General features: G+C 69.5%; 22 protein-coding genes and 1 pseudogene. 14 read left to right on the top strand and 9 right to left on the bottom strand.

Going from position 1 to position 23997, the window contains the following annotated elements:
* The first annotated feature begins 321 nt into the window (after positions 1–321).
* The 4 genes and pseudogenes from ACX6XY_RS08420 to ACX6XY_RS08405 all read left to right on the top strand — a co-directional run bounded on the left by ACX6XY_RS08420 (position 322) and on the right by ACX6XY_RS08405 (position 2173).
* The gene (locus tag ACX6XY_RS08420; protein ID WP_460327942.1) at positions 322–1491 is read left to right on the top strand and encodes a helix-turn-helix domain-containing protein; all 1170 of its coding nucleotides are present in this window, start codon (positions 322–324) and stop codon (positions 1489–1491) included.
* A gap of 221 nt (positions 1492–1712) precedes the next feature.
* Positions 1713–1874 carry a hypothetical protein gene (locus tag ACX6XY_RS08415; protein WP_460327941.1) on the top strand — a complete coding sequence of 54 codons (162 nt, stop codon included), beginning with the start codon at positions 1713–1715 and terminating at the stop codon, positions 1872–1874.
* A pseudogene (locus tag ACX6XY_RS08410) lies at positions 1871–2020 on the top strand (hypothetical protein); the annotation flags it as partial. The gene ACX6XY_RS08415 and the pseudogene ACX6XY_RS08410, both read left to right, overlap by 4 nt.
* Positions 2021–2173: a hypothetical protein gene (locus ACX6XY_RS08405; protein ID WP_460327947.1), complete on the top strand. Its 153-nt coding sequence runs from the start codon at positions 2021–2023 to the stop codon at positions 2171–2173.
* 221 nt (positions 2174–2394) lie between these two features.
* On the opposite strand, the gene ACX6XY_RS08400 is transcribed toward ACX6XY_RS08405, so the two are convergent.
* Positions 2395–2964: a CGNR zinc finger domain-containing protein gene (locus ACX6XY_RS08400; protein ID WP_460327940.1), complete on the bottom strand. Its 570-nt coding sequence runs from the start codon at positions 2962–2964 to the stop codon at positions 2395–2397.
* Between the two features lie 280 nt (positions 2965–3244).
* On the opposite strand from ACX6XY_RS08400, the gene ACX6XY_RS08395 reads away from it, so the two are divergent.
* A complete protein-coding gene (locus ACX6XY_RS08395) occupies positions 3245–4402 on the top strand; it encodes an RNA-guided endonuclease InsQ/TnpB family protein (protein WP_460327939.1) in 1158 nt (385 codons plus the stop codon).
* A 70-nt stretch (positions 4403–4472) separates the two neighbouring features.
* On the opposite strand, the gene ACX6XY_RS08390 is transcribed toward ACX6XY_RS08395, so the two are convergent.
* Together ACX6XY_RS08390 and ACX6XY_RS08385 are read right to left on the bottom strand one after the other, a co-directional pair.
* Complete coding sequence (locus tag ACX6XY_RS08390; protein ID WP_460327937.1) at positions 4473–4835, bottom strand: DUF1330 domain-containing protein; 363 nt, start codon at positions 4833–4835, stop codon at positions 4473–4475.
* Between the two features lie 112 nt (positions 4836–4947).
* Entirely contained in the window at positions 4948–5532 is a 585-nt protein-coding gene (locus tag ACX6XY_RS08385; protein ID WP_460327936.1) for a Uma2 family endonuclease, read from the bottom strand.
* 175 nt (positions 5533–5707) lie between these two features.
* On the opposite strand from ACX6XY_RS08385, the gene ACX6XY_RS08380 reads away from it, so the two are divergent.
* From ACX6XY_RS08380 to ACX6XY_RS08360, 5 genes are all read left to right on the top strand, one after another.
* Positions 5708–7342, top strand: a complete 1635-nt coding sequence (locus ACX6XY_RS08380; protein ID WP_460327935.1) for a peptide ABC transporter substrate-binding protein — start codon at positions 5708–5710, stop codon at positions 7340–7342.
* Between the two features lie 85 nt (positions 7343–7427).
* Positions 7428–8351 (top strand): ABC transporter permease, encoded by a 924-nt coding sequence (locus ACX6XY_RS08375; RefSeq protein ID WP_460327934.1) that lies wholly within the window; start codon positions 7428–7430, stop codon positions 8349–8351.
* Positions 8344–9333 carry an ABC transporter permease gene (locus ACX6XY_RS08370; protein WP_460327933.1) on the top strand — a complete coding sequence of 330 codons (990 nt, stop codon included), beginning with the start codon at positions 8344–8346 and terminating at the stop codon, positions 9331–9333. Before ACX6XY_RS08375 ends, ACX6XY_RS08370 begins: the two co-directional genes overlap by 8 nt.
* Before the next feature lie 8 nt (positions 9334–9341).
* The gene (locus ACX6XY_RS08365) at positions 9342–10319 is read left to right on the top strand and encodes an ABC transporter ATP-binding protein (RefSeq protein ID WP_460327932.1); all 978 of its coding nucleotides are present in this window, start codon (positions 9342–9344) and stop codon (positions 10317–10319) included.
* Complete coding sequence (locus ACX6XY_RS08360) at positions 10312–11532, top strand: ABC transporter ATP-binding protein (RefSeq protein WP_460327931.1); 1221 nt, start codon at positions 10312–10314, stop codon at positions 11530–11532. The genes ACX6XY_RS08365 and ACX6XY_RS08360 overlap by 8 nt, the downstream gene beginning before the upstream one ends.
* A 196-nt stretch (positions 11533–11728) precedes the next feature.
* Here the strand turns inward: ACX6XY_RS08360 and ACX6XY_RS08355 are convergent, their stop codons facing one another.
* The 6 genes from ACX6XY_RS08355 to ACX6XY_RS08330 form a co-directional block, all read right to left on the bottom strand.
* A complete protein-coding gene (locus ACX6XY_RS08355; RefSeq protein WP_460327930.1) occupies positions 11729–12808 on the bottom strand; it encodes an ABC transporter ATP-binding protein in 1080 nt (359 codons plus the stop codon).
* Positions 12801–13793, bottom strand: a complete 993-nt coding sequence (locus ACX6XY_RS08350; protein ID WP_460327929.1) for an ABC transporter ATP-binding protein — start codon at positions 13791–13793, stop codon at positions 12801–12803. Before ACX6XY_RS08350 ends, ACX6XY_RS08355 begins: the two co-directional genes overlap by 8 nt.
* Before the next feature lie 11 nt (positions 13794–13804).
* On the bottom strand, positions 13805–14770 hold the full coding sequence (locus tag ACX6XY_RS08345; protein WP_460327928.1) for an ABC transporter permease: 966 nt from the start codon (positions 14768–14770) through the stop codon (positions 13805–13807).
* The gene (locus tag ACX6XY_RS08340; protein WP_460327927.1) at positions 14763–15692 is read right to left on the bottom strand and encodes an ABC transporter permease; all 930 of its coding nucleotides are present in this window, start codon (positions 15690–15692) and stop codon (positions 14763–14765) included. Before ACX6XY_RS08340 ends, ACX6XY_RS08345 begins: the two co-directional genes overlap by 8 nt.
* Before the next feature lie 78 nt (positions 15693–15770).
* Positions 15771–17429, bottom strand: a complete 1659-nt coding sequence (locus tag ACX6XY_RS08335) for a peptide ABC transporter substrate-binding protein (protein WP_460327926.1) — start codon at positions 17427–17429, stop codon at positions 15771–15773.
* A gap of 289 nt (positions 17430–17718) precedes the next feature.
* Positions 17719–19905: a S9 family peptidase gene (locus ACX6XY_RS08330; RefSeq protein WP_460327925.1), complete on the bottom strand. Its 2187-nt coding sequence runs from the start codon at positions 19903–19905 to the stop codon at positions 17719–17721.
* 197 nt (positions 19906–20102) lie between these two features.
* Between ACX6XY_RS08330 and ACX6XY_RS08325 the strand changes: the two genes are divergently transcribed.
* From ACX6XY_RS08325 to ACX6XY_RS08310, 4 genes are all read left to right on the top strand, one after another.
* Positions 20103–20297, top strand: coding sequence for a hypothetical protein (locus tag ACX6XY_RS08325; protein ID WP_460327924.1), 195 nt, complete (start codon positions 20103–20105; stop codon positions 20295–20297).
* A 35-nt stretch (positions 20298–20332) separates the two neighbouring features.
* Complete coding sequence (gene mshB / locus ACX6XY_RS08320; RefSeq protein WP_460327923.1) at positions 20333–21262, top strand: N-acetyl-1-D-myo-inositol-2-amino-2-deoxy-alpha-D-glucopyranoside deacetylase; 930 nt, start codon at positions 20333–20335, stop codon at positions 21260–21262.
* Positions 21259–21660, top strand: a complete 402-nt coding sequence (locus ACX6XY_RS08315; RefSeq protein ID WP_460327921.1) for a DUF6113 family protein — start codon at positions 21259–21261, stop codon at positions 21658–21660. Before mshB ends, ACX6XY_RS08315 begins: the two co-directional genes overlap by 4 nt.
* A 162-nt stretch (positions 21661–21822) precedes the next feature.
* Positions 21823–23979 carry a hypothetical protein gene (locus ACX6XY_RS08310; protein ID WP_460327920.1) on the top strand — a complete coding sequence of 719 codons (2157 nt, stop codon included), beginning with the start codon at positions 21823–21825 and terminating at the stop codon, positions 23977–23979.
* Positions 23980–23997 lie beyond the last annotated feature (18 nt).

Genomic DNA, 23997 nt, shown 5'->3' with positions numbered 1-23997 from the left:
GGCTGCCTCGCCGAGACCAGCCTGACCATCAGACCCACCTGAACAACCCACCGACATCACGAGTTCAACCTCAGTAAGCCGATTAAGAGTTCTTCTCTCGGTTCGGCCGTACTCCGGAATTAGCCGACCTGAGGGTGGAGCTAGCCGCAAACGGAACGCCCGTGCCCAGACAGGTGATCTCTGTCTGGGCACGGGCGTTATGCGGACTCAGTTTCGCCGCGGTCGACTCTCGACGGCGCGCCCCGTGGCCGCTCCCGTGCTGGGGCTGCCTGCGGGGCCGTCGCCGTATCCGGGGCTGCCTGTCGGGCGTACGCTCGACCCATGAGCACTGCGGGGCAGAGGGTCAAGGAAGTCCGCAAGCGTCGCGGACTGTCTCAGCGGGAGTTGGCGGACGCGTCGGGGGTGTCGCTCTCAGCTATCCGGAAGCTCGAACAGGGCGAGCGGGAGACAGCGCGGCTGGAGACGCTGCGCAAGTTGGCGCACGCACTCAGGGTGCCCACCATGCGGCTTGCTGGTGGACCGAATCCGGAGGACGCCGACGCGGGGACGGTGGACCGCTGGGCGGCCGTCAGGAGTGCGTTGGAGTGCCCCCCGGTTGTGGCGGGCTTGGACGACGAGCCACCGAGTGTCAGGGGCGTACGGGCGGCACTGCGCGAGGCAGAGCCCCTGTTTTCGGGTGATCGGTTCGCTGCCCTGTCCGTGATGCTGCCGTCCCTGCTGCGAGACGCCGAAGCACTCGGCCCCGAAGGACGTAGCGTCCGCGTGCGGCTCTTGCAGCTCGCCGGATGGCTCATGGTCCAGACGCGCCAGTTCAAAGCCGCAGAGACAGCCCTGGAGCGCGCCCTAGACGACTCTGCGGACCGCATGGAGGGCGCAGCCACGGTCAACACGCTGTGCTGGCTGTTGCTGCGTCAGGGGGAGTTGGGCAAGGCGTACGACCTGGCGGTGAAGTGGGCCGACGAGATCGAGCCCCGCATGTCCCGCGCGACCCCGGCCGAGTTGTCCTCGTGGGGTTGGATGCTGCTCCGGGTATCCGCTGCGGCCGTCCGGAACTCCCAGCCCGGAGAGGCTGAGGACGCATTGAAGTTGGCCACGGCGGCAGCCGTCGCCCTGGGCCGGGAGTACGCACCGGAGAACGATTTCCTGCGGACGTTCGGGCCAACCACGGTTAAGTTCAAGGCGGCGGAGAACGCTGGGGTTATCGAGCGGCCCGACATGGTGTTGCGCATCGCTGAGCGCGTTCCCGTGTTCGCCCTCAAGCCCACCAGCAACAACCGCAACCGTCACTTGCTGGACGTGGCCGACGCGTACGCGAAGACAAGCAACTACGCCGATGCCTTCGGGAAGTTGGAACAGATCAACGCCGACTCTCCCGAGTGGCTGCCGAACCAGCGATACGCCCGTGACATTCTCGGGCGGTTGATCAGCGGACGGCGGACGTTGACAGCGGAGATGCGGGCCATGGCCGACGTGGTGGGTCTGCCTCTGTAGGCGCTGTGGCACTTCTCGCTATCGGTTATCCAAAGTGCCACAGACGAACGGTAGTTGGCGTTCCAAGGTGGTTGCATTGGACCACTGAGGGGACGCCGACTATGGCTCGCAGAGCAGACGCAGGCCGACAATGCGGGTGGGGTCTTACCGACGCGTCGTCAGGGATAGAACGCGTATGGGTCCCTGGCCTTGGCATGCTGGTCAAGGACACCCATCGGGGCATGGTCGGTACGGCTGTCGGCTGGGACGGCCCCACGGGCACGGTGACACTCTCCCCGTTGGACGGCGACGGGGAGCAGTGGGAGACCGCCGAGTACAAGCCCCCGAACGAGGTTGACCGGCTTTGCGCCCGCATGATCATGGCCAAGGCTGGCAAGCGATGACCGCCCGCGCTGTGATCCGGCATGTTCAGCACAGCATCGGCACGCACCCGCGAGGAGAGATCACGGTCACGGCCCGCTGTCTGGACGGGGGTTGCGGTTGGACGTTGGCAGCGACGGCGGACCTCAAGGCGGCTGATCTTGCACAGATGACCCACACCGGTCGGACGGGTCACCCGACGTTCGCCCGGACCTTCCAGGACGTGGCCCTTGTGCGCCGCCTGGACCTGAACGAGGGGAAGCGGGAGATCCCGCGCCTTCCGGCCGCTGAGGAGTCACAGCACGAGCGCGCAGCCCATTGACCCCTCGTCCGGATGGGGCGCAAGCGCCCGCCTCGGTGGTGGAAATCCTGGACAGGTCGAGCGGCCGGGGCGGGCCGTCGGCTTCCCTGTGCCCGTTCTCGGCCCAGGCCTTTTCGCAGTCTCAGCTCTGTTCCCCTCGAACTCCCCGTTCGTACCTGAGCGGCGCTCGTCCTCAAGCGCCGGACGGGCTGCATTGACTGGGCCCCTTCGCCTTGCGCTCCTCAGTTTCTGTGGCGTGCGTAGTGCCGCTGGGCCTTCGCCCTGTTGCCGCAGCCGGCCATCGAGCACCAGCGGCGGGTGCCGTTCTTGGACACGTCGTAGAAGTGCAGGATGCAGTCCTGGTTTCCGCAGGCCCGGATGCGGTCCGGGCGGTCCGCGAGGAGCCGCAGGTAGTCCGCGACCGCCGCCCAGCCGGGCAGTCGGCCGGGTGTGTCCATCTCCACGGCGGTGCCGGGGCCGTCCGCGTCGAGGACATGGCGTACCCAGCCGTGCGTGAGGACGGCGTTGACGGCCTTGACCGCCGCCGCGGTCGGCCGGCCTGGGCTCGCGACGGCCTCGTCCAGTGCCGCGCGGGCCTGGAGCACCTGGTCCAGCGTGCCCTGGTCGACGGGCACGGGCCGGTCGCCCAGGGACTCCCGTACCGCCTCCCCGGCGAGCCAGACGGCGAGTCCGTCCACGGAGTCCAGCAGGTCATGGCGGCCCGTGCCGTCGATCCAGCGGGTGTTCAGCAGGTCGATGGCGAGGGGCTCGCCAGTCAGCGGCCTGGGGTCGGCCTCGGGGGGTGGCGACACGGTTCAGGTCCTTCCTGCGCGGCGGGCTGTGCGGCTCTCCATCCACGATAACCGGTCACTCATTGATCACCGGTTATAGGTCGAGGTTCTCACCTCGAAAGTAAGTTTCACCTGTCTCCTTCGAGGGTGCCCCGTCCTTTAGGGCGGGAGGAATCGAAGCCCCTGCGGAGCAGGGCAAGGGGCGGGGTTTCGCCCTCGGGGCGGAAGGCCGTTGAATCCGGACTGCCCGCAGGAGCCCATGAGTTGACTTGCCGATCAAGGGACTACTAGTGTCACTTGCGTGAAGATCACCGCGCGGGTGAAGTTGTTGCCTGCGTCCGCTCACGACGCGGACGCACTGGCGGCGACCCTGCGCGCCTGCAACCGGGCCGCGAACGCAGCCTCCGAGGTGGCGTTCGCCAAAGACCTCAAGCGCCGCAACGTCCTCCAGGACGCGGTGTACCACCGGATCAAGGCTGACTTCGATCTCGGGGCGCAGGCGGCGGTGCGCACGGTCAAGAAGGTGTGCGACGCCTACGCCACGCTCAAGGCCAGCCTGCGGGCCGGGAACCACGGTCCGGAAGGCTCCAAGCGCCGGGCCAAGACCGAGTCGAAGCCGATCCGTTTCCGAGAGGCGTCGGCGCAGCCGTACGACGACCGGATTCTGACCTGGAACCTCGACACCCGCACCGTCAGCATCTGGACGGTGGCCGGGCGGCTCAAGGGCATCCCGTTCGTCTGCTCCGGGGAAGCCATGCGGCTTCTCGCGCAGCGCAAGGGCGAATCCGACCTGGTGATGCGGGACGGCATGTTCTTCCTCATCGCGACCATCGACGTCCCCGAACCCGAAGCGTTCGAGCCGAAGGGCTTCCTCGGCGTGGATCTCGGGATCGTCAACATCGCCACCACCAGCGACGGCCGGATCATGTCCGGCCGTCAGGTCAACAGGTACCGGCAGCGCAAGCGTGACCTGCGCTCGAAGTTGCAGAAGAAGCGCACCAAGTCCGCGGCACGTGTCCTCAAGCGCCAGCGGCGCAAGGAGGCCCGGTACGCGACCCAGCGCAACCACATCATCGCCAAGAAGCTCGTCGCCACCGCTGAACGCACCTCCCGCGGTATCGGTCTGGAAGACCTGACCGGTATCCGCCAGAGGGTTACGGCCAAGAAGGACCAGCGGGCACGGCTTTCCTCGTGGGCGTTCGCCCAGCTCGGCTCCTTCGTGGAGTACAAAGCACGGCGGGCCGGTGTGCCCGTGGTCCATGTGGACCCGCGCAACACCTCCCGCCAGTGCTCCGAGTGCTGGCACACCCACCGGTCCAACCGGATCGACCAGGCACGGTTCGTATGCAAGTCCTGCGGGACGACCCTGCACGCGGACCACAACGGCTCCCGCAACATCGCCCATCGGGCCGATGCCGCGTGGCAGCGGGGCGCAGTCAACCGCCCCAGAACGTCATAGGCGTTCCGGACGCAGGGTTCCATAGTGGGACATCAGCTTTCCGTCTCACTCTGCCTGCAAACCTCCCCCCTCAGGGGGAGGTAGTTGACGTGGTTGGCAGCGCGTCCCGGACCGCCTGCGCGGCCGGGGCCGGGTCGTAGTCCTCGGGGACGCCTTCGACCAGGATGATGTCGCCAGCGATGTGCCGTGACCGCAGCGGCGCGATCTCCTGGTACGCGGGGGAGTCCCACCAGGCCCGCGCCTCGGCGATGCCGGGGAAGCCGATCATCACGACATGCCCCGGCCAGTGGCCCTCCTTCACCTCGTGCGGCGTGGCGTGCACCAGGAAGCGGCCGCCGTACGGCGCGAAGGTGCTGGTGATGCGCTCCATGTACTCGGCGACCTCCGCGTGCGGCGCGGCGTCCTGGAGTTGGGCTATGGCGTAGGCGGGCATGGCGGTCCTTCCGCTCGGTCGGCTCCGTGCACCGGCGATCATGGCAGGCGGCCGGGAGCGGGGTCGATGACCTCGGAGGTAAGAGCCAGGGCCCTACGCGCTGGGGAGCACCTCAGCGCGGGGCGCTCCCCGGTTTCCCGTAGCGGCGGAACTCGTCGGTCGCCACCGCCCAGGGCCCGAATGGCACCGTGTCGCCGAAGATGTACGCGTCCTTGCGCAGGTAGCGGTCATGGCAGGGCTCTGAATGCACCTCGATGGTGCCGGTGCGCGGGTCCACGATCAGGTAGTGGCCGATGCCCATCGCGGGGTACTCGGTGAGCTTCTCGCCGTAGTCGTTGTTCGGGTTCGACGGGGAGACGATCTCGATCACGGCCAGCACCTGGGTGGCGTCGACGGTGAGGCCTTCTTCGTCGAGTACGGCCTCGGGGATCACGATGGCGTCGGGGCGGCGCATGCGGCCGATGGAGGGGTGCTCTATCTCGGGACCGTTTGCGCAGATGTAGCCAGGATGGGTGGCGGCGAGCTGCTCATCGAGCTGTTTGCAGATGCGGCGGACCGTGCCCTCGTGCCGTTTGGAGGGGCACATCATGGCGAGAAACGGCCCCGAAGGCCCGATCTCGACGCTCCACGCCCCCTCAAGGCGCTCGGCGTAAGCCGAGAGGTCCTCGGCGATCGCGCGCATCTTCGCGTAGTCCATACGTCGAGGGTATCGGGAGCGGGCTGCGTCCAAGGTGCTTCGTCGGTGTGCGCTCGGGTGTCCGGGCGGTTCTGCGGAGCAGAGCACGCGAACGGCGGCGTCCGGCGTGCGCAGGGGAGACCTGTGGGGTGTATTGGGGCCTAAGTCGGACTTAGGGACCTGAGGAGGCACCCCCATGCGTGGAGCCACGCACGCCAAGTGGGCCGCATGCGCGGTCGCCGTAGCCCTGGCCGCGACAGCCTGCGGCGGTGACGACGGCGGCGGCAGTGTCGGCGGTGACGGCTCCGGGATCGTGCGGTCTTCCTGGGGTGACCCGCAGAACCCGCTGGAGCCCGCGAACACCAACGAGGTGCAGGGCGGCAAGGTCCTGGACATGATCTTCCGGGGCCTGAAGCGGTACGACCCGGAGACCGGCGAGGCCAAGGACATGGTCGCCGAGAGCATCGAGTCCGACGACGCGCAGAACTTCACCGTCACCCTGAAGGAAGGGTGGAAGTTCAGCAACGGCGAGGACGTCACCGCCAAGTCGTTCGTCGACGCCTGGAACTACGGCGCCCACATCGACAACACCCAGAACAACGCGCCGTTCTTCTCGAACATCGTCGGGTACGACGACGTCCACCCGGAGTCCGGCGCGGCCAAGGCCGAGACGATGTCCGGGCTGAAGGTCACGGACGACCTCACCTTCACCGTGGAACTGAAGGAGAAGTTCTCGACCTGGCCGGAGACCCTCGGCTACCAGGCGTTCGTGCCGCTGCCCGAGGCCTTCTTCAGCGACCACGACGCCTGGCTGGCCAAACCCGTCGGCAACGGGCCGTACGTCGTGGACTCGTACGCCAGGGGCTCCGAGATGAAGCTCCGGAAGTGGGACGGCTACACCGGGGACGACGAGGCGCAGAACGGCGGGGTCGACCTCGTCGTCTACACCGACAACAACACCGCCTACACCGACCTGATGGCGGGAAACCTCGACCTCGTCGACGACATCCCGGCCCAGCAGCTGAAGAACGTCGAGGGCGACCTCGGGGACCGGTACATCAACCAGCCCGCGCTCATCATCCAGACCCTGGCCTTCCCGCTCTACCAGGACGACTGGAACAAGGACGGCATGGAGAAGGTGCGGACCGGGCTCTCCAGGGCGATCAACCGCGAGGAGATCACCAAGCAGATCTTCCAGGACACCCGCACCCCGGCCAAGGACTGGACCTCCCCGGCGCTCGGCGAGGAGGGCGGGTACGACGACGGCATCTGCGGCGACGCCTGCGAGTTCGACCCAGACGAGGCGAAGAAGCTGATCGAGGAGGGCGGCGGACTGCCCGGCGGGAAGGTCACCCTCACCTCCAACGTCGACACCGGGTCGCACCGCCAGTGGATGGACGCCGTCTGCAACAGCATCAACAACGCCCTGGACGAGGGGACCGTCTGCACCGTCAACCCGGTCGGGACGTTCGCCGACTACCGCAACCAGGTGACCACCGACAAGATGACCGGGCCGTTCCGCGCCGGATGGCAGGCGGACTACCCGCTCATCCAGAACTTCCTGCAGCCGCTCTACTACACCGGCGCCTCGTCCAACGACGGGAAGTTCAGCAGCAAGGAGTTCGACGACCTCGTCGACAAGGCCAACCAGGAGTCCGACGAGAAGGCCGCCGTCGAGACCTTCCAGGAGGCCGAGAAGGTACTCGCCGAGCAGATGCCCGTCATCCCGCTCTGGTACCAGAACGGCAGCGCCGGCTACTCGGACCAGGTCTCGGACGTGGCCCTGAACCAGTTCAGCGTCCCGGTGTACGAGGAGATCAAGGTCAAGTGACGCCGTATCGGCCGCGTATCAGCCACTGATGACGGTATGTCACGCCCACTGACCGCACTCACTCGGTCCTAGCTCCGGAGCCCTCATGGGACGCTATGTGATCCGGCGGCTGCTCCAGATGATCCCGGTGTTCATCGGCAGCACGTTCCTGATCTTCTTCATGGTGTACGCGCTCGGCGACCCGGTCGCGGCCCTCTTCGGCGACAAGGCGCCCGACCCCGCCACCGCCGCCCGCATCCGCCAGGAACTCAACCTCGATGAGCCGCTGTGGAAGCAGTACTTCCTCTACATGGGGCAGATCTTCCAGGGGGACTTCGGCACCGCCTTCAACGGCCAGAAGGTCACCGAACTCATGGCCAGCGCCTACCCGGTGACCGTGCGGCTGACCCTGGTGGCCATCCTGATCGAGCTGATCGTCGGCATCGCGCTCGGCGTCGCCAGCGGACTGCGGCGCGGGCGGGTCGTGGACAACTCGGTGCTGCTGATGACGCTGCTCGTCATCTCGATCCCGACCTTCGTCACCGGGTATGTCCTCCAGTTCCTGCTGGGCGTGAAGTGGGGGGTCATCCGGCCCTCGGTGTCGTCGGACGCGCCGTTCAGCGAGCTGCTGCTGCCCGGCGTCGTCCTCGCCCTGGTCTCCCTCGCCTATGTCACCCGGCTCACCCGCACCTCCATCGCCGAGAACGTACGCGCCGACTATGTGCGCACCGCCATCGCCAAGGGGCTGCCCAGACGCCGGGTGATCAGCCGCCATCTGCTGCGGAACTCACTGATCCCGGTGGTCACCTTCATCGGCGCGGACATCGGGTTCCTGATGGGCGGCGCCATCGTCACCGAGAAGATCTTCAACATCCACGGCGTCGGCTTCCAGATCTACCAGGGCATCCTGCGCAACAACGCCCCCACCGTCGTCGGCTTCGTGACGATCCTGGTGATCGTCTTCCTGGTGGCGAACCTGCTCGTCGACCTGCTGTACGCGGTCCTGGACCCGAGGATTCGCTATGCCTGAGGCGTACGACCCGGAAGAGATCAACCGGCAGGCCGTCTCACCGGCCGGAGCCGGAGGACCTATGGACCTCGCCATGGACGAGGCCGAGACCCTGGAGAAGACCCCCGGAGGCCCCGAAGGCACCGGACCCGCGGGCAAGCCGCGCAGCCTGTGGTCCGACGCCTGGCACCAACTGCGCCGCAGCCCGATCTTCATCATCTCCGGGCTGCTGATCCTCTTCCTCATCGTCATCGCGATCTGGCCGGGGCTCATCGCCAGCGGCGACCCCAACTTCTGCCAGCTGTCCCGCTCCCAGGAGGGTGCGTCGCCAGGCCACCCCTTCGGGTTCAACACCCAGGGGTGCGACGTCTACACCCGTACGGTGTACGGGGCGCGCGCCTCGATCACCGTCGGCATCTGCGCCACGCTCGGCGCGGCCCTGCTCGGCTCGCTGCTCGGCGGCCTGGCCGGGTTCTTCGGCGGCTGGTGGGACGCGCTGCTCTCCCGTATCGCGGACATCTTCTTCGGCATCCCGGTGATCCTCGGCGGCCTGGTCTTTCTGTCGGTGGTCACCAGCTCCACGGTCTGGCCGGTGGTCGGGTTCATCGTGCTGCTCGGCTGGCCGCAGCTCGCGCGCATCGCCCGCGGCTCGGTGATCACCGCGAAGCAGAACGACTACGTCCAGGCCGCCCGCGCGCTCGGCGCGGGCAGCGGCCGGATGCTGCTGCGGCATGTCGCGCCCAACGCCGTCGCCCCGGTGATCGTCGTGGCGACCATCGCGCTCGGTACGTACATCTCGCTGGAGGCCACCCTGTCGTTCCTCGGCGTCGGGCTCAGGCCGCCCACCGTCTCCTGGGGCATCGACATCTCCAACGCCGCCCCGCAGATCCGCAACGCCCCGCACATGCTGCTGTGGCCCGCGGGCGCGCTGAGTATCACGGTGCTCGCCTTCATCATGCTCGGCGACGCGGTGCGCGACGCCCTCGACCCGAAGCTGAGGTGACCGGGGCCATGCTGCTCGACGTACGCGACCTGTATGTGGAATTCCGTACGAGGGACGGGGTCGCCAAGGCCGTCAACGGCGTCAACTACTCGGTGGACGCGGGCGAGACGCTGGCCGTGCTCGGCGAGTCGGGCTCCGGCAAGTCGGTGACCGCGCAGGCCATCATGGGCATCCTGGATATTCCGCCCGGACGGATCGCCGGTGGCGAGATCGTGTTCCAGGGGCGGGACCTGCTGACTCTCAAGGAGGAGGAGCGGCGGAAGGTCAGGGGCGCCGAGATGGCCATGATCTTCCAGGACGCGCTGTCCGCGCTGAACCCGGTGCTCTCGGTGGGCGACCAGCTCGGCGAGATGTTCATCGTGCACCGGGGGATGTCCAAGAAGGACGCGCGGGCCAAGGCGATCGAGCTGATGGACCGGGTACGCATCCCGGCCGCCAGGGAACGGGTCGGCCAGTACCCGCACCAGTTCTCCGGCGGCATGCGCCAGCGCATCATGATCGCCATGGCGCTGGCCCTGGAGCCCGCGCTGATCATCGCCGACGAGCCGACCACCGCGCTCGACGTCACCGTGCAGGCCCAGGTGATGGATCTGCTCGCGGAGTTGCAGCGCGAGCTGAACATGGGGCTGATCCTGATCACCCACGACCTGGGCGTGGTCGCGGACGTCGCGGACAAGATCGCGGTGATGTACGCGGGGCGGATCGTGGAGCAGGCGCCCGTCCACGAGATCTACAAGGCCCCCGCGCACCCGTACACGCGCGGTCTGCTCGACTCGATCCCGCGCCTGGACCAGAAGGGCCAGGAGCTGTACGCGATCAAGGGGTTGCCGCCGAACCTGACCGCGATCCCGCCCGGCTGCCCCTTCAACCCCCGCTGTCCACGGGCCCAGGACGTGTGCCGCACCGACGACCCGCCGCTGGCCGATGTGGCCAAGGACCGGCAGAGCGCGTGCCACTTCTGGAAGGAGACGCTGCGAGATGCCTGAGCTCACCAAGGAGGCCGAGCAGGCCGCCCCGGTCGGCGACGGCGAGCCGATCCTCGAAGTACGCGGCCTGGTCAAGCACTTCCCGCTCACCCGCGGCATCCTCTTCAAGAGGCAGATCGGCGCGGTCAAGGCGGTCGACGGCGTCGACTTCTCGCTCTACCAGGGCGAGACGCTCGGCATCGTCGGCGAGTCCGGCTGCGGCAAGTCGACGGTGGCCAAGCTTCTGGTGAATCTGGAGCGGCCGACGGCGGGTGAGATCCGCTACAAGGGCGAGGACATCACCCGGCTGTCGGGGCGGGCGCTGAAGGCGGTGCGGCGCAACATCCAGATGGTGTTCCAGGACCCGTACACGTCCCTGAATCCGAGGATGACGGTCGGGGACATCATCGGGGAGCCGTACGAGATTCACCCCGAGGTCGCCCCGAAAGGCGACCGGCGGCGCAAGGTCCAGGACCTCCTGGACGTGGTGGGGCTCAACCCGGAGTACATCAACCGGTATCCGCACCAGTTCTCCGGCGGGCAGCGCCAACGCATCGGCATCGCCCGCGGCCTGGCGCTGAATCCGGAGATCATCGTCGCCGACGAGCCGGTCTCGGCGCTTGACGTGTCGGTGCAGGCGCAGGTCATCAACCTCCTGGACACGCTCCAGAAGGAGTTCAATCTGTCGTATCTCTTCATCGCCCACGACCTGTCGATCGTGCGGCACATCTCCGACCGGGTCGGCGTGATGTACCTCGGCCGGATCGTGGAGATCGGCACCGACGAGCAGATCTACGACCATCCGACGCACCCGTACACGCAGGCGCTGCTCTCGGCCGTACCGGTGCCGGACCCGGCGGCGCGTGAGCACCGGGAGCGCATCATTCTGGCCGGGGACGTGCCGTCCCCGGCGAACATCCCCTCCGGCTGCCGCTTCCGCACCCGCTGCTGGAAGGCCCAGCAGCGGTGCGAGCTGGAGGTGCCGCTGCTGGCGGTCCCGGCGGAGTTCCGGCTCACGGAGGGGCCCGCCGCGCATCCGTCGGCCTGCCATTTCGCGGAGGAGAAGCAGGTCGTACCCCCCGAGGGGCAGACACGGGCCGAGACGGAGACGCGAGTCGAGGAGCAGACCCTGCCCGAGGAGGGGCAGGGCCGAGAGGGCCAGGCTGGGGGGCGGCCGGGCCAGGAGGGCTCGGCCGGGGAGGGGACCGGCGACCGAGGTCCGGGCGGCGGCTGAGGCCGCCGCAGGCAACGGCGGCCTGCCCCGCGACGCCCGGCCCGCACGCTCGCCGCACCGGGTGAAGACCCGAGTACGTCCCGTACGAGGGCCTTCGCCCGGCACACCGAGAGCACGCACCGCGAGACGTCAGCTGCTTCGCGGCGGGCGCGGGGCCGCCCTCGGGCGACGACGGGACTTCCGGAACCCGCCCTGGTCAGGCCGGGGTCGAGGCCGGATCCGGGGCCGGGCCCCCGGACCGGGTCGGCACGGCCTCCGGGAAGTGGCAGGCGGTCAGGTGGCCCTCGCGGCTGCCGCTGACCCGGACCAGCGGCGGCGCCTCGTCCGCGCACCGCTGCTGGGCCTTCCAGCAGCGGGTGCGGAAGCGGCAGCCGGACGGCGGGTTGGCCGGGGAGGGGACGTCACCGGTCAGGATGATCCGCTCGCGGCGTTCGCGCAGCGCCGGGTCGGGCACGGGGACGGCCGACAGGAGGGCCTTGGTGTACGGGTGGCGCGGGCGGTCGTAGATCTGCTCGTCCGTGCCGATCTCGGCCAGCTTCCCGAGGTACATCACGCCGACCCGGTCGGAGATGTGCCGCACGATCGACAGGTCGTGGGCGATGAAGAGATACGACAGCTGGAACTCCTGCTGGAGCTTCTCCATCAGGTTGATGACCTGCGCCTGCACGGAGACGTCGAGGGCGGAGACCGGCTCGTCGCAGATGATGATCTCGGGGTTGAGGGCGAGTCCGCGGGCGATGCCGATGCGCTGGCGCTGCCCGCCGGAGAACTGGTGCGGATACCGGTTGATGTACTCCGGGTTGAGCCCCACCACGTCCAGGAGGTCCTGGACCTTGCGCCGCCGGTCGCCTTTCGGGGCGACCTCGGGGTGGATCTCGTACGGCTCCCCGATGATGTCCCCGACCGTCATCCTCGGATTCAAGGACGTGTACGGGTCCTGGAACACCATCTGGATGTTGCGCCGCACGGCCTTCAGCGCCCGCCCGGACAGGCGGGTGATGTCCTCGCCTTTGAAGAAGACCTGACCGGCCGTCGCCTTCTCCAGGGTCATCAGCAGGCGTGCCACGGTGGACTTGCCGCAGCCGGACTCGCCGACGATGCCGAGCGTCTCGCCCTGGTAGAGCGAGAAGTCGACGCCGTCGACCGCCTTGACCGCGCCGACCTGGCGTTTGAACACGATGCCCAGGGTGAGCGGGAAGTGCTTGACCAGGCCGTGTACCTGGAGGATCGGTTCGGCGGCGCGTGGCCCGCCACCGGTCTTGGTGAGCTCAGGCATCTCGCAGCGTCTCCTTCCAGAAGTGGCACGCGCTCTGCCGGTCCTTGGCCGCGTCGGCCAGCGGCGGCACCTCCGTACGGCAGCGGTCCTGGGCCCTGGGGCAGCGTGGATGGAACGCGCAACCCGTCGGCACCCGAGCCATGTTGGGCGGCAGGCCCTTGATCGCGTACAGCTCCCGGCCCTTCTGGTCCAGGCGCGGGATCGAGTCGAGCAGGCCGCGCGTGTACGGGTGCGCGGGGCGCGCGTACAGCTCGTGCACCGGGGCGGTCTCCACGATCCGGCCCGCGTACATCACCGCGATCTTGTCCGCGACGTCCGCGACCACGCCCAGGTCATGGGTGATCAGGATCAGGCCCATGTGGTATTCGCGCTGCAACTCCGCGAGCAGGTTCATGACTTGGGCCTGCACGGTGACGTCGAGGGCGGTGGTCGGCTCGTCGGCGATGATCAGGTCCGGTTCGAGCGCCAGCGCCATGGCGATCATGATGCGCTGGCGCATGCCGCCGGAGAACTGGTGCGGGTAGTCGTTCACTCGCTGCCTGGCCGCCGGGATGCGTACCCGCTCCATCAGCTCGACGGTCCTGGCCTTGGCCTCCCGGCGGGTCGCGCCCTGGTGGACGCGGTACATCTCGCCGAGCTGGTAGCCCACGGAGAGCACCGGGTTGAGGGCGGACAGCGCGTCCTGGAAGATCATCGCGATCTTGCGGCCCCGGATCGACCGGCGCTCCTCGCCGGACATGGTGAGCATGTCCTCGCCTCGGAAGGCGATCCGGCCCCGCGGGATGTGTCCGGGAGGCATGTCGAGGATGCCCATGACCGCCTGCGCGGTCACCGACTTGCCGGAGCCCGACTCGCCGAGCACGGCCAGCGTCTCGCCCGCGTCCACCGAGTAGTGCACGCCGTTGACGGCCTTGATCACCGCGTCTCGGGTGCGGAACTCGACGTGCAGGTCCCGGACTTCGAGCAACGGGGGGTGCGTCGTCACGTAGGTCTCCCTCAGCGCAGCTTGGGGTCGAGTGCTTCGCGGACCGCGTCGCCGAGCATGATGAACGCCAGGATCGTGAAGCTGAGGATGACGCCGGGCCACAGCAGCACATGCGGGGCGGTACGGATCTGGTCCTTGCCCGCGCTGATGTCGACGCCCCAGGACACGGTCGGCGGCTGGAGCCCGATGCCGAGGTAGGTGAGCGTCGCCTCCGCCGCGATATAGCCGCCGAGCGCGATGGTCGCCACGACGATCACCGGGGCGACCGCGTTCGGCAGGATGTGCCGCAGCAGGATCCGCCAGGTGCCCGCGCCCAGCGCCCGTGCGGCCTGCACGTAGTCGGACTGCTTCACGGTGATCACCGAGCCGCGCATCACCCGCGCCACCATCGTCCAGCCGAAGATCACCAGGGCGGTGACCACGACGTAGACCGTACGGGTCTGCAGCGCGACCAGCACGACCATGGCGCCGAGCAGGAACGGGATGCCCAGGAAGACGTCGATGAACCGGGAGATCAGGGCGTCCGCCCAGCCGCCGAAGTACCCGGCCAGCATGCCCGTCACCCCGCCGAGCAGGGTGACGATCAGGGTGGTGAGGACGCCGACCGTGATGGAGGCGCGGGCGCCGTAGATCATCCGGGTGTAGATGCTGTAGCCCTGGCCGTCGTAGCCGAGCCACTCCGGCTGGAAGACGGCCCCGAACTCCGGTTCCTTGAGGAACTTGTCCAGGTCGGCGGCGCGCGGGTCCCCGCTGGTGAACAGCGCGGGGAAGAACGCCATGAGCAGCAGCAGGAGGATCATTCCCGCGGATATCAGGAACACCGGCTTGCGGCGCAGGTCGCGCCAGGCGTCCGACCACAGGCTGTGCGGCCTGCCCGGCGCGGGTTCGGCGGCGTCGCCGCCGGCGTCGGCGCCGGTGGACCCGAGGGGGGTCCGGGTCCCGGCGGTCCGCGGGCCGCGCTTCGTCAGGTCAGGCATAGCGAATCCTCGGGTCCAGGACCGCGTACAGCAGGTCGACGGCCAGACTCACCACCAGATAGATGATGACGATCAACGTGACGATGCCGACGACCGTGGAGCCCTCGCGCCGGAACAGCGCCTCGAACATCTCACTGCCGATCCCGTTGACGTTGAAGATGCCCTCGGTGACCACCGCGCCCGCGAGCAGCCCGCCGATGTCCACACCGAGGAAGGTGACCACCGGGATCATCGAGTTCCGCAGCAGGTGCATGCGCAGGATCCGCGTCCGGGGCAGGCCCTTGGCGACCGCGGTGCGCATATAGTCCGCGCGCAGGTTCTCGGCGACCGAGGTCCGGGTCAGCCGGGCCACGTACGCCAGTGACAGCGAGCCGAGCACCAGCGCGGGCAGCACCAACTGGCCCCAGTCACCCGAGTCGTTGACGACCGGAGTGACCCAGCCGAGCCGGTGCCCGAAGAAGAACTGGGCGAGATAGCCGAGCACGAACACCGGCACCGAGATGAACAGCAGGGTGAGAAACAGCACGAGGGTGTCCACGGCCGTTCCGGCCCGCAGCCCGGCGAGCGTGCCGAGCGCGACGCCGATCACCACGGTGAACGTGAACGCGAGGAGCGCCAGGCGCGCGGTGGTCGGCAGCGCGTCCGCGATGATCTCCGAGACGGGTATCTGGTTGGCGATCGACTCGCCGAAGTCGCCCTGCGGAAGCCCGGCCAGATAGTCGAGGTACTGCTTCCACAGTGGCTGGTCGAGGCCGAGATCGCGGCGCATCGCCTCGATCTGGGCCGGGTCGAAGGACTGGTCTCCCCACAGCGCCCGCACCGGATCGCCGGGCAGGGCGTACATCATGAGGAAGACCAGCAGGGTGACCCCGATGAACACCGGGATCATCTGGAGCAGGCGGCGTGCGACATAGCGCCCCATCCGTCCTCCCTGACAGACTCCGGGGACGCCCCGGCGGCCGGGGCGTCCCAGCTGGGACCGAGCCTCAGGCTCCGACGGCTACTTCTTGACCTCGACGTCCTGCACGATGGCGAAGTTCGCCAGGTCGAACGTCACGTTCTGCACCTTGGTGCCGTGCGCGGCGTTGGTCTGGTAGTAGAAGAGCGGAATGGCGGGCAGCACGCCCTCCTCGAACATGGTCTTCTCGGCGTCCTGGTAGGCCTTGACGGTCTCCTCCAGGCTCGCGGCCCGGTCGCCCGCCTTGAACAGGTCGTCGACCTTCTTGGAGTTGAACTTGCCGTAGTTGGCGCTGGCCTTGGAGTGGTAGAGCTCCTTGAGGAAGTTCACGTTGATCGGGTAGTCGAGCACCCAGCCGCCGCGGTAGAAGGTCTTGACGTTTCCGGCCTCCCGGACGTTCAGGTCGGTCTGGAAGTCCGGCTTGGAGTCGCCCTTGCACTCCACGTCGATGGCCTGGCGGATGCTGTTGCAGACCGCCTCGACCCACTCCTTGTGGCCGCCGTCCGCGTTGTACTGGATGAAGATCTCGTTGTTCGGGACGCCGCCGCCGTCCGCGATCAGCTTCTTCGCCGCGGCCGGGTCGTACGTGGTGAAGTCGCCCGCGGCGCCCTCCACATAGCCCTTGACGTTCGGCCCCACCAGGCTGCTGGCCGGGACGCGGGAGCCGCGCAGCACGGTCTTGGAGATCTGCTCGCGGTTGATGGCCTGCGAGATGCCCTGGATGATCCTCGGGTCGACGTTCTCCCAGCCCTTGGCCTTGAAGTTCAGCTGGAGGCTCATGATCCCGGCCATCGGGGCGTCGACGGGCGTGACGCCCTGGTCGTCGTGGTACTTGGGCAGGTCGCGCGGCGGGACCGTGGTGATGATGTCCACGTTCCCGGACTTGACGGCGTCGTACTCCGCTTCCAGCGTCTGGTAGTTGACGTACTCGACGCCGCCGTTCTTGGCCTTGTCCGGGCCCGTGTAGTCGTCGAAGCGCTTGACCACGATCTTCTTCTTGCGGTCCCAGCTGACGAACTCGTACGGGCCGTTGCCGACCGGCTTGGTGCCGTACGCCTTGGGGTCGTCGTAGAACGCGCTGGGCAGCGGCGAGAACGCGTTGTACGCCAGCTTGTAAGCGAAGTAACTGACGGGGCCGTTGAGTTCGACGGTGAAGGTGTGATCGTCGACGACCTTCAGCCCGGCCATCTTGTCGGTCTTCGGCTTGCCCTTCTCCGGGTGGACGTCCTCGTAGCCCTTGATGTCGGAGAACCAGAAGCTGTTCTTCTGGTCGTTCTCGATGTTGGCGCTCCAGTTCCAGGCGTCGACGTACGACTGCGCGGTGACGTCCGAGCCGTCGTGGAACTTCCAGCCCTTCTTGAGCTTCACGGTCCAGGTGGCGGCGTCGTCGGACTCCACCGACTCCGCGTTGACCATGACCAGTTCGCTCTTCTCGTCGTAGTCGACGAGCGGCGAGAACAGACCCTTGATGACCTGGCCGCCCGCCGTGTCCTGGGAGTTGGCCGGGTGCAGGGTGGCCTGCGGCTCGCTGTTGGCGAGCCGGACGATCCCGTTCGGGTCGACCGCGCCGCCCTTGTTCCCCGTGTTGCCGTCGTTGTCGCCCGGATCGTCGCCCCCGCCGCCGCTGCTACAGGCGGCGGTCGCGGCCAGGGCCACGACGATCGCGCTCGCCACCCACCTGGTGCTCGTCTTACCGCGCATGGATTCCTCCTCGTGAGAGTCGATCCGCACTTTCGGTATATCCTAGAGATCCAGTTCCCGAAGATCCTGCCCCGGAGATCCGATTCCGGAGGTTCAGTTCCTGGAGAACCGTTTTCGGAGTGAGCTGACCGGACTCTGACGCCGCGTCGATGACCCAGTCAAGGGGTGGGTGGGGGCGTGGCGGAAATCAACGAGTTCTTGAGCAAAGGGATTTCCGATCGACGCGGCGGCGTGATTGACGACGGCGGACAGCCGTGTCCTCAGGCCTTCAGGCTTCGCCCCGCAGGCCTCAGACCCGCAGGCCCAACGACCGCTTCAGGAAGTCCACCTGAAGCAGCAGCAGGTTCTCCGCGACCTGTTCCTGTGGAGTCATATGGGTCACCCCGGACAGCGGCAGCACCTCGTGCGGACGCCCCGCGGCCAGCAGCGCCGACGACAGCCGCAGGCTGTGCGCCATCACCACGTTGTCGTCGGCGAGTCCGTGTACGAGCATCAGCGGGCGGGCCGGTTCCACGGCGCCCGACAGGCCCTCGTCGGTGACCAGCGAGTTCGCGGCGTACACCGCGGGACGCTCCCGCGGATCGCCCAGATAGCGCTCGGTGTAGTGGGTGTCGTACAGCCGCTGGTCGGTGACCGGGGCGCCCACGATGCCCGCGTGGAACACATCGGGCCTGCGCAGCACCGCGAGCCCCGCCAGATAGCCCCCGAACGACCAGCCGCGGATCGCGACCCGCGACAGGTCGAAGGGGAAGGCGTCCGCCAGCGCCCTGAGCGCCGCCACCTGGTCGTCGACCACCACGGCGGCGAGATCGCCCTGAATCGCCTTCTCCCAGGCGGGGGTGCGGCCCGGAGTGCCGCGGCCGTCCGCGATGAGCACCGCGAACCCCTGGTCGGCGAACCACTGCGAGGTCAGATACGGATGGTGCGCGGCGACCACGCGCGCGTGCCGCGGACCGCCGTACGGGTCGAGCAGCACCGGCAGCGGGCCGTCCGACGCGCGGTACCCGGTGGGCAGCAGCACGGCGCACGGGATGCGCCGCTCGCCCGCCTCGGTGAGCGTCACGCGCGGGGTGAGGCCCGGCCGCTCAGCGTGCGACGCGACGACGGCCGCCTGCTTGCCGCCGGAGAGCACCCGCACCTGTGCGCCGGGGTACTCGGGGCGCGCGGACACCAGGACAGTCACCTTGCCGGACCGCACGGCCGAGTGCACTCCGGGCTCCGGTGAGATCCGCTCGACGCCCAGCTCGTTGACCCGGTAGACATGGGTCTCGCCGATCTCGGAGGCGGGCGCCTCGCCGCCGGCGGACGCGGCGATCAGCACGTCGTCGTCCGCCACGTCCAGCACCGCGCGTACCTGCAAGCGCGGCCCGGTCAGCGGCCGTTCGCCGACCGCCAGCACCCGCGCGCCGCCCTCGTCCGCGATCCGCACCAACTGTCCCGACGGCGTCCAGGCCGGTACGCCGGGCGACAGCTCCAGCCAGTCCCGGTCGCCGGACGCCACGTCGGCGTGCACCATCCGGGTCTCGCCGGAGTCCGGGTCGACGGCCAGATACAGCTGCCCGCGCTGGTCCCTGGACTGCACCAGGAGCAGCGGCGCGCCCGCGGCCGACCAGTGCGCACGGGCCAGGTACGGATAGCGCGCCCGGTCCCACCCGACCTCCCGGCGGGAGCCGTCGAGACCGAGCACGAACAGCCGCACCTCGGCGTTGGGCGTCCCCGCCGACGGATAGGCGACCGGCACGGGCTCGCGGTCCGGATGCGCGGGATCGGCGATCCACCAGCGTTGCACGGGGGTGTCGTCGACTCGGGCGACCAGCAGCCGGTCCGAGTCGGGCGACCACCAGTAGCCGCGCGTACGGTGCATCGACTCGGCCGCGACGAACTCCGCGAGGCCGTAGGTCACACGCCCGGCCGCGGCCCCCGCCTCTGACTCTGCCTCTGACTCCGGCTCCGGCTCCGCGAGAGCGCGGTCCGCCTCGCCCTCCGCGCCGACCACCCGCAGCGCGCCCTGGGCGACGTACGCGACATGGCGCCCGTCCGGCGAGGGGCGCGGGTCGATCACCGGCCCCGGCACGGACAGCTCGCGGACGGTCCCGTTCCGCAGCTGAGCCGTGAACAGCCGCCCCGAGAGCGTGAACGCGGCCAGCTCCACGGCCGCGTCCGTGGCGTATCCGACGATTCCCGCGCCGCCCTCGCGGCTCCGCTCCCGGCGTGCCAGCTCCTCGGCCGACAACTCCTCGGCCCGCCCGCCCAGCAGCACCGCCGGGTCGGCCACGACCCGCTCCCCGCCGCCGCTCGAGTCCGGCGCGTCAACGTCCAGTACCCACAGCCGGTGGGACCGATCGGTACCGGACCCGGAGCGGAGGAACGCCACCCGAGCACCGTCGGGTGACACCGTGAACGCGTGCGGGGCGCCCAGCGTGAAGCGCTGGGTGCGGGCCTGACGGCGTGGGAAGGAGTGCTCTCCGGAGGTCATTCCCCGAGGCTACTGATCCGGAGACGGTCATGCGCCCCTCGTGCTGCGATGCACCGATCCATGCGTACACACGGAAAGTTATGATCGATAGCGTTCGGTGGGTATACCTCTGCCGGCGCGTGTGTTGACGTACGACCCTTTGTCGCTCGGGCTGTTGTCGTTACCGGATGTTCCGGCTGTGTTGGAGGTGGGCTGCCGTGGCGCTCTCGATCTCGGCGGTGGTGCTGTTCCTGATCCTCGTCGTCGTACTGATCAAGAAGTCCGGCCTGAAGGCGGGGCACGCGATCGTCTGCGTCCTGCTCGGCTTCTATCTGGCCAGTTCCTCGGTGGCCCCCACTATCAACGAGTTGACGACCAACGTGGCGGGCATGATCGGGGACATCAAGTTCTGACCCGCTTCGAGCCGGCGGGCTCGTAGGCTGGGGGCATGACCGAACTGCCCGAGCGGCGTCTGCTCCTGGTGCACGCCCACCCCGACGACGAGTCGATCAACAACGGCGCCACCATGGCCGCGTATGCCGCGGACGGCGCCCAGGTCACCCTGGTGACCTGCACACTCGGCGAGGAGGGCGAGATCATCCCGCCCTCGCTCGCGCATCTCGCGGCCGACCGGGACGACGCGCTGGGCGCCCACCGGGCCGCCGAGCTCGCCGCCGCGATGAAGGAGCTCGGGGTCACCGACCACCGCTTCCTCGGCGGCCAGGGCCGGTACCGGGACTCCGGGATGCTGGGCGCCGAGCAGAACCACCGCGAGGGCGCGTTCTGGGCCGCCGACGTGGACGAGGCGGCCGCGCCGCTCGTCGGGATCGTCCGCGAGGTACGCCCCCAGGTCCTGGTCACCTACGACCCCGACGGCGGGTACGGCCACCCCGACCACATCAAGGCGCACCGGGTGGCGACCCGCGCCGTCGAGCTCGCCGCCGAACGGGCCTTCCGGCGCGATCTGGGCGACCCGCACACCGTCGCCAAGGTCTACTGGAACCGCGCGCCGCGCTCGGCGGTCGAAGGGGCCTTCGCGCGGCTGCCCGAGCGACTGGCGGCGTCACCGTTCACGCGGGCGGCGAGCGTCGGTGACGTACCGGGCGTGGTGGACGACGTACGGGTGACCGCCGAGATCGACGGACGCGGGTTCGCGGCGGCCAAGGCGGCGGCGATGCGCGCGCACGCCACCCAGATCGAGGTGGCGGGACCGCTGTTCGCGCTCTCGAACGAGCTGGCCCAGCCGCTTTTCGCGACCGAGTACTACGAACTGGTGCGGGGCGAGCGGGGGTCGGCGCCCGGCGAACGGGAGACGGACCTGTTCGCGGGCCTCGGGCTCGGCCCCGGCCTGGGCTCGGGAACGGAGGCGTCGTCATGAGTGCGCCCGGTGGGTTTCTGACCCAGCCGCCCAAAGCGGGACGTATCGCGGCATACGTGATGTTGGCGGTGCTCGGGGTGCTGGCGGGCGTCGCGGGTGCGCTGGTGCAGGCCGCCTGGTTCCCTGGAGGGCTGCTGCTCGCGCTGGTTGGCGCGACCGGGGTGTTCCTGGGCGGGGCGCGCTCGCTCGGCGGCCAGGGCGGTGTGCTCGCGCCCGCGGTGGGCTGGCTGCTCGCGGTGGTCCTGCTGACGACCAGCAGGCCCGAAGGCGACTTCGTGTTCGCCGCCGGACTGGGCACGTACCTCTACCTCCTGGGCGGGATCGCGATCGCTGTGATGTGCGCCACGGTCTGGCTGCCGCGGCGACCAGCGGAGCCCACGGCCCGACTTGGGAAGTGACCTACCGCTTCGGCCCCCGCGCGGTACGGGTTTGGCGGCGGTCAGGGCGAGAGGGCCGGGCGCGGCCAGTATGGTGGTGCGCGCCGCCGAGCTGCCCGCGCAGGGTGTTGTGACCTGAAACTTGGAATTGGCGGGCGGCGGAGCCGATCGGGAGAACCTGCCTTGAGTCGTGAAACTGACAGTTCGTCCTCCGGGCCGCAGAGGCGCGGGGGTGCCGCGTACCCGTCCGGGACACCGCCGTACGGATCGCCCGCGGGCGCCCGCGAGCCGGGGACGGGGGTGGACGCGGACCAGCGGGCCGCCGAGACGCGGCCCGACGAGTCCTCAGAGACGCAGACGACGCTGACTACACGCGTCCGGATCAACATCCCCGGTTCGCGGCCGATTCCGCCCGTGGTGATGCGTACACCGGTGAACGAGGGCGACAAGTCGGGCTCGGGGGCCGGGGACACGGGCGCGCCCGCTCCGGCCGGCTCGGCGGGCGGCGCGGGGCGCGCTTCGGGGGGTGCCTCAGGGGGCGTCTCGGGGGGTGCGTCCGCGGGCTCCGCGCGGAGCGACCAGACGGCGGGCGGCTCGGGCGGCGTGAGCGCGGCTGGCGCCGGGGCGGCTTCGGCTTCGGCGTCGGCTGACGGTCCGGCCGAGGGGAAGGCGAGCGACTGGTTCTCGCCTCGCAAGCCGCCTGCCCCCGCGCGGGGCTCCGGCGGCGCGCCGGGCGGTCCGGGCGGTCCGGGCGGCTCAGGTGGTGGCCCCGGCGGCCCTGGCGCGGGTGCGCCGGGGAGCGGCGTACCTGGGGCTGGCGGTCCGGGTGCTGACGGTCTGGGCGGCCCTGGCCCCGGCGGTCCGGGTGGCCCCGGCGGTTCCGGCGGTCCGGGTGCTGGCGGTCCGGGTGGTCCGGGTGCTGGCAGTCCGGGCGGTCCGGGTGCTGGCGGTCCGGGTGGTCCGGGCGGTCCGAGCGGTCCGGGTGTTGACACGCGTGGCTTCGATACGCACGGCTCCGGCGGCGCCTCCCAGCACGGCGGTCCCCCTTACGGCCCCGGCAACGGCCAGCCCACGGGCCCGACCACGGGTCCCGTCACCGGCGAAGGCCCCGGCTTCCGGCAGGACGGCGGCACGCCCGCTGGCGGTACGCCCGCGGGCGTACCGCCCCGGATGAGCGACGACACCGCACAGCTCACCCCGCAGCCCCCGGCCCCGGTACCGGCCCCCGGCCCCGGTGGCCAGGTCTCCGGCGACACCCTGAACAGCGGCATCCCCACGGCCCTGCCCGCCCAGGGCGCGTTCCCGCCCGGTCCGCAGGACGGACCTCCGGCGCGTCCGGGCCTGGACGCGCCGCGGCCGTCCGCCCCCGCCAGCCGGGCCCCCAAGAAGAAGGGCCGCAGCAAGCTGATGCTCGCCGGGGTCGGCGTGGTCGTCATCGCCGGCGGCCTGTACGGCGCCGGGCTGCTGATGAACCACTCGGACGTGCCCAAGGGCACCACCGTGCTCGGCGTCGACATCGGCGGCGGCACCCGCGACGACGCCGTCAAGAAGCTGGACGCCGCGCTCGGCGAGCGGGCGACCCAGCCCATCGAGCTGTCCGTGAACGGCGAGAAGGCCGAGCTGACGCCCGCACAGGCGGGGCTCAGCCTCGACGACCAGGCCACCGTGCGCGCGGCCGCGGTCAGCGACTACAACCCCGTGTCGGTGGTCGGCTCCCTGTTCGGCGGCGAACGGACCGTGGACCCGGTCATGCCGACCGACGAGGAGAAGCTGGCCGACGCGCTGGAGCGGGTCGTCGGCGGCCAGAACCCGGCGAACGAGGGCGGCATCAAACTCGAGGCGGGCAAGGCGGTCCCCGTCTACGGCAAGCCCGCCAACAAGGTGAACATCCAGGGCGCCGTCACCGCCGTGCGCGCGGCCTACCGGGCCCAGGTGGAGACCGGCCAGCGGCGGCCGGTCGAGCTCCCCGTGGCGACCACCGACCCCAAGGTCACCAAGGCCGAGGTCGACCGCATGATGAAGGAGTTCGCCGAGCCCGCGATGTCCGGACTGATCACGGTGCGCGCGGAGACCGGCCAGACGGTGTCGTTCAGCCCGGAGAGGTCGATTCCCAAGTTCGTGAGCGTGGTCGCCGACAAGGACGGCAAGCTCACGCAGAAGTACGACCTGGAGGCGCTCCAGGACCTGTACGGCACGATCTTCGACGGCGTGCTGATCACCAAGGCCGACGGCAGCAAGAAGCAGCTCAGCCCGCAGGAGGTGGCCGCCGCCGCCGGGCAGGCCATGCTCGGCAAGACGCCTCAGGAACGGATCGTCACCATCCCGACGAACCCGAACTGAGCCGCCGCGCGTACGCCG

The organism is Streptomyces sp. O3, assembly GCF_054788135.1.
This window is presented reverse-complemented; position numbering and strand designations above follow the sequence as displayed.

Coding starts and splice junctions, on each gene's coding strand:
- ACX6XY_RS08420 (WP_460327942.1), top strand. CDS start 322: ATGAGCACTGCGGGGCAGAGGGTCAAGGAAGTCCGCAAGCGTCGCGGA.
- ACX6XY_RS08415 (WP_460327941.1), top strand. CDS start 1,713: ATGGTCGGTACGGCTGTCGGCTGGGACGGCCCCACGGGCACGGTGACA.
- ACX6XY_RS08405 (WP_460327947.1), top strand. CDS start 2,021: ATGACCCACACCGGTCGGACGGGTCACCCGACGTTCGCCCGGACCTTC.
- ACX6XY_RS08390 (WP_460327937.1), bottom strand. CDS start 4,835: ATGCCCGCCTACGCCATAGCCCAACTCCAGGACGCCGCGCCGCACGCG.
- ACX6XY_RS08385 (WP_460327936.1), bottom strand. CDS start 5,532: ATGGACTACGCGAAGATGCGCGCGATCGCCGAGGACCTCTCGGCTTAC.
- ACX6XY_RS08380 (WP_460327935.1), top strand. CDS start 5,708: ATGCGTGGAGCCACGCACGCCAAGTGGGCCGCATGCGCGGTCGCCGTA.
- ACX6XY_RS08375 (WP_460327934.1), top strand. CDS start 7,428: ATGGGACGCTATGTGATCCGGCGGCTGCTCCAGATGATCCCGGTGTTC.
- ACX6XY_RS08370 (WP_460327933.1), top strand. CDS start 8,344: ATGCCTGAGGCGTACGACCCGGAAGAGATCAACCGGCAGGCCGTCTCA.
- ACX6XY_RS08365 (WP_460327932.1), top strand. CDS start 9,342: ATGCTGCTCGACGTACGCGACCTGTATGTGGAATTCCGTACGAGGGAC.
- ACX6XY_RS08360 (WP_460327931.1), top strand. CDS start 10,312: ATGCCTGAGCTCACCAAGGAGGCCGAGCAGGCCGCCCCGGTCGGCGAC.
- ACX6XY_RS08355 (WP_460327930.1), bottom strand. CDS start 12,808: ATGCCTGAGCTCACCAAGACCGGTGGCGGGCCACGCGCCGCCGAACCG.
- ACX6XY_RS08345 (WP_460327928.1), bottom strand. CDS start 14,770: ATGCCTGACCTGACGAAGCGCGGCCCGCGGACCGCCGGGACCCGGACC.
- ACX6XY_RS08340 (WP_460327927.1), bottom strand. CDS start 15,692: ATGGGGCGCTATGTCGCACGCCGCCTGCTCCAGATGATCCCGGTGTTC.
- ACX6XY_RS08335 (WP_460327926.1), bottom strand. CDS start 17,429: ATGCGCGGTAAGACGAGCACCAGGTGGGTGGCGAGCGCGATCGTCGTG.
- ACX6XY_RS08330 (WP_460327925.1), bottom strand. CDS start 19,905: ATGACCTCCGGAGAGCACTCCTTCCCACGCCGTCAGGCCCGCACCCAG.
- mshB (WP_460327923.1), top strand. CDS start 20,333: ATGACCGAACTGCCCGAGCGGCGTCTGCTCCTGGTGCACGCCCACCCC.
- ACX6XY_RS08315 (WP_460327921.1), top strand. CDS start 21,259: ATGAGTGCGCCCGGTGGGTTTCTGACCCAGCCGCCCAAAGCGGGACGT.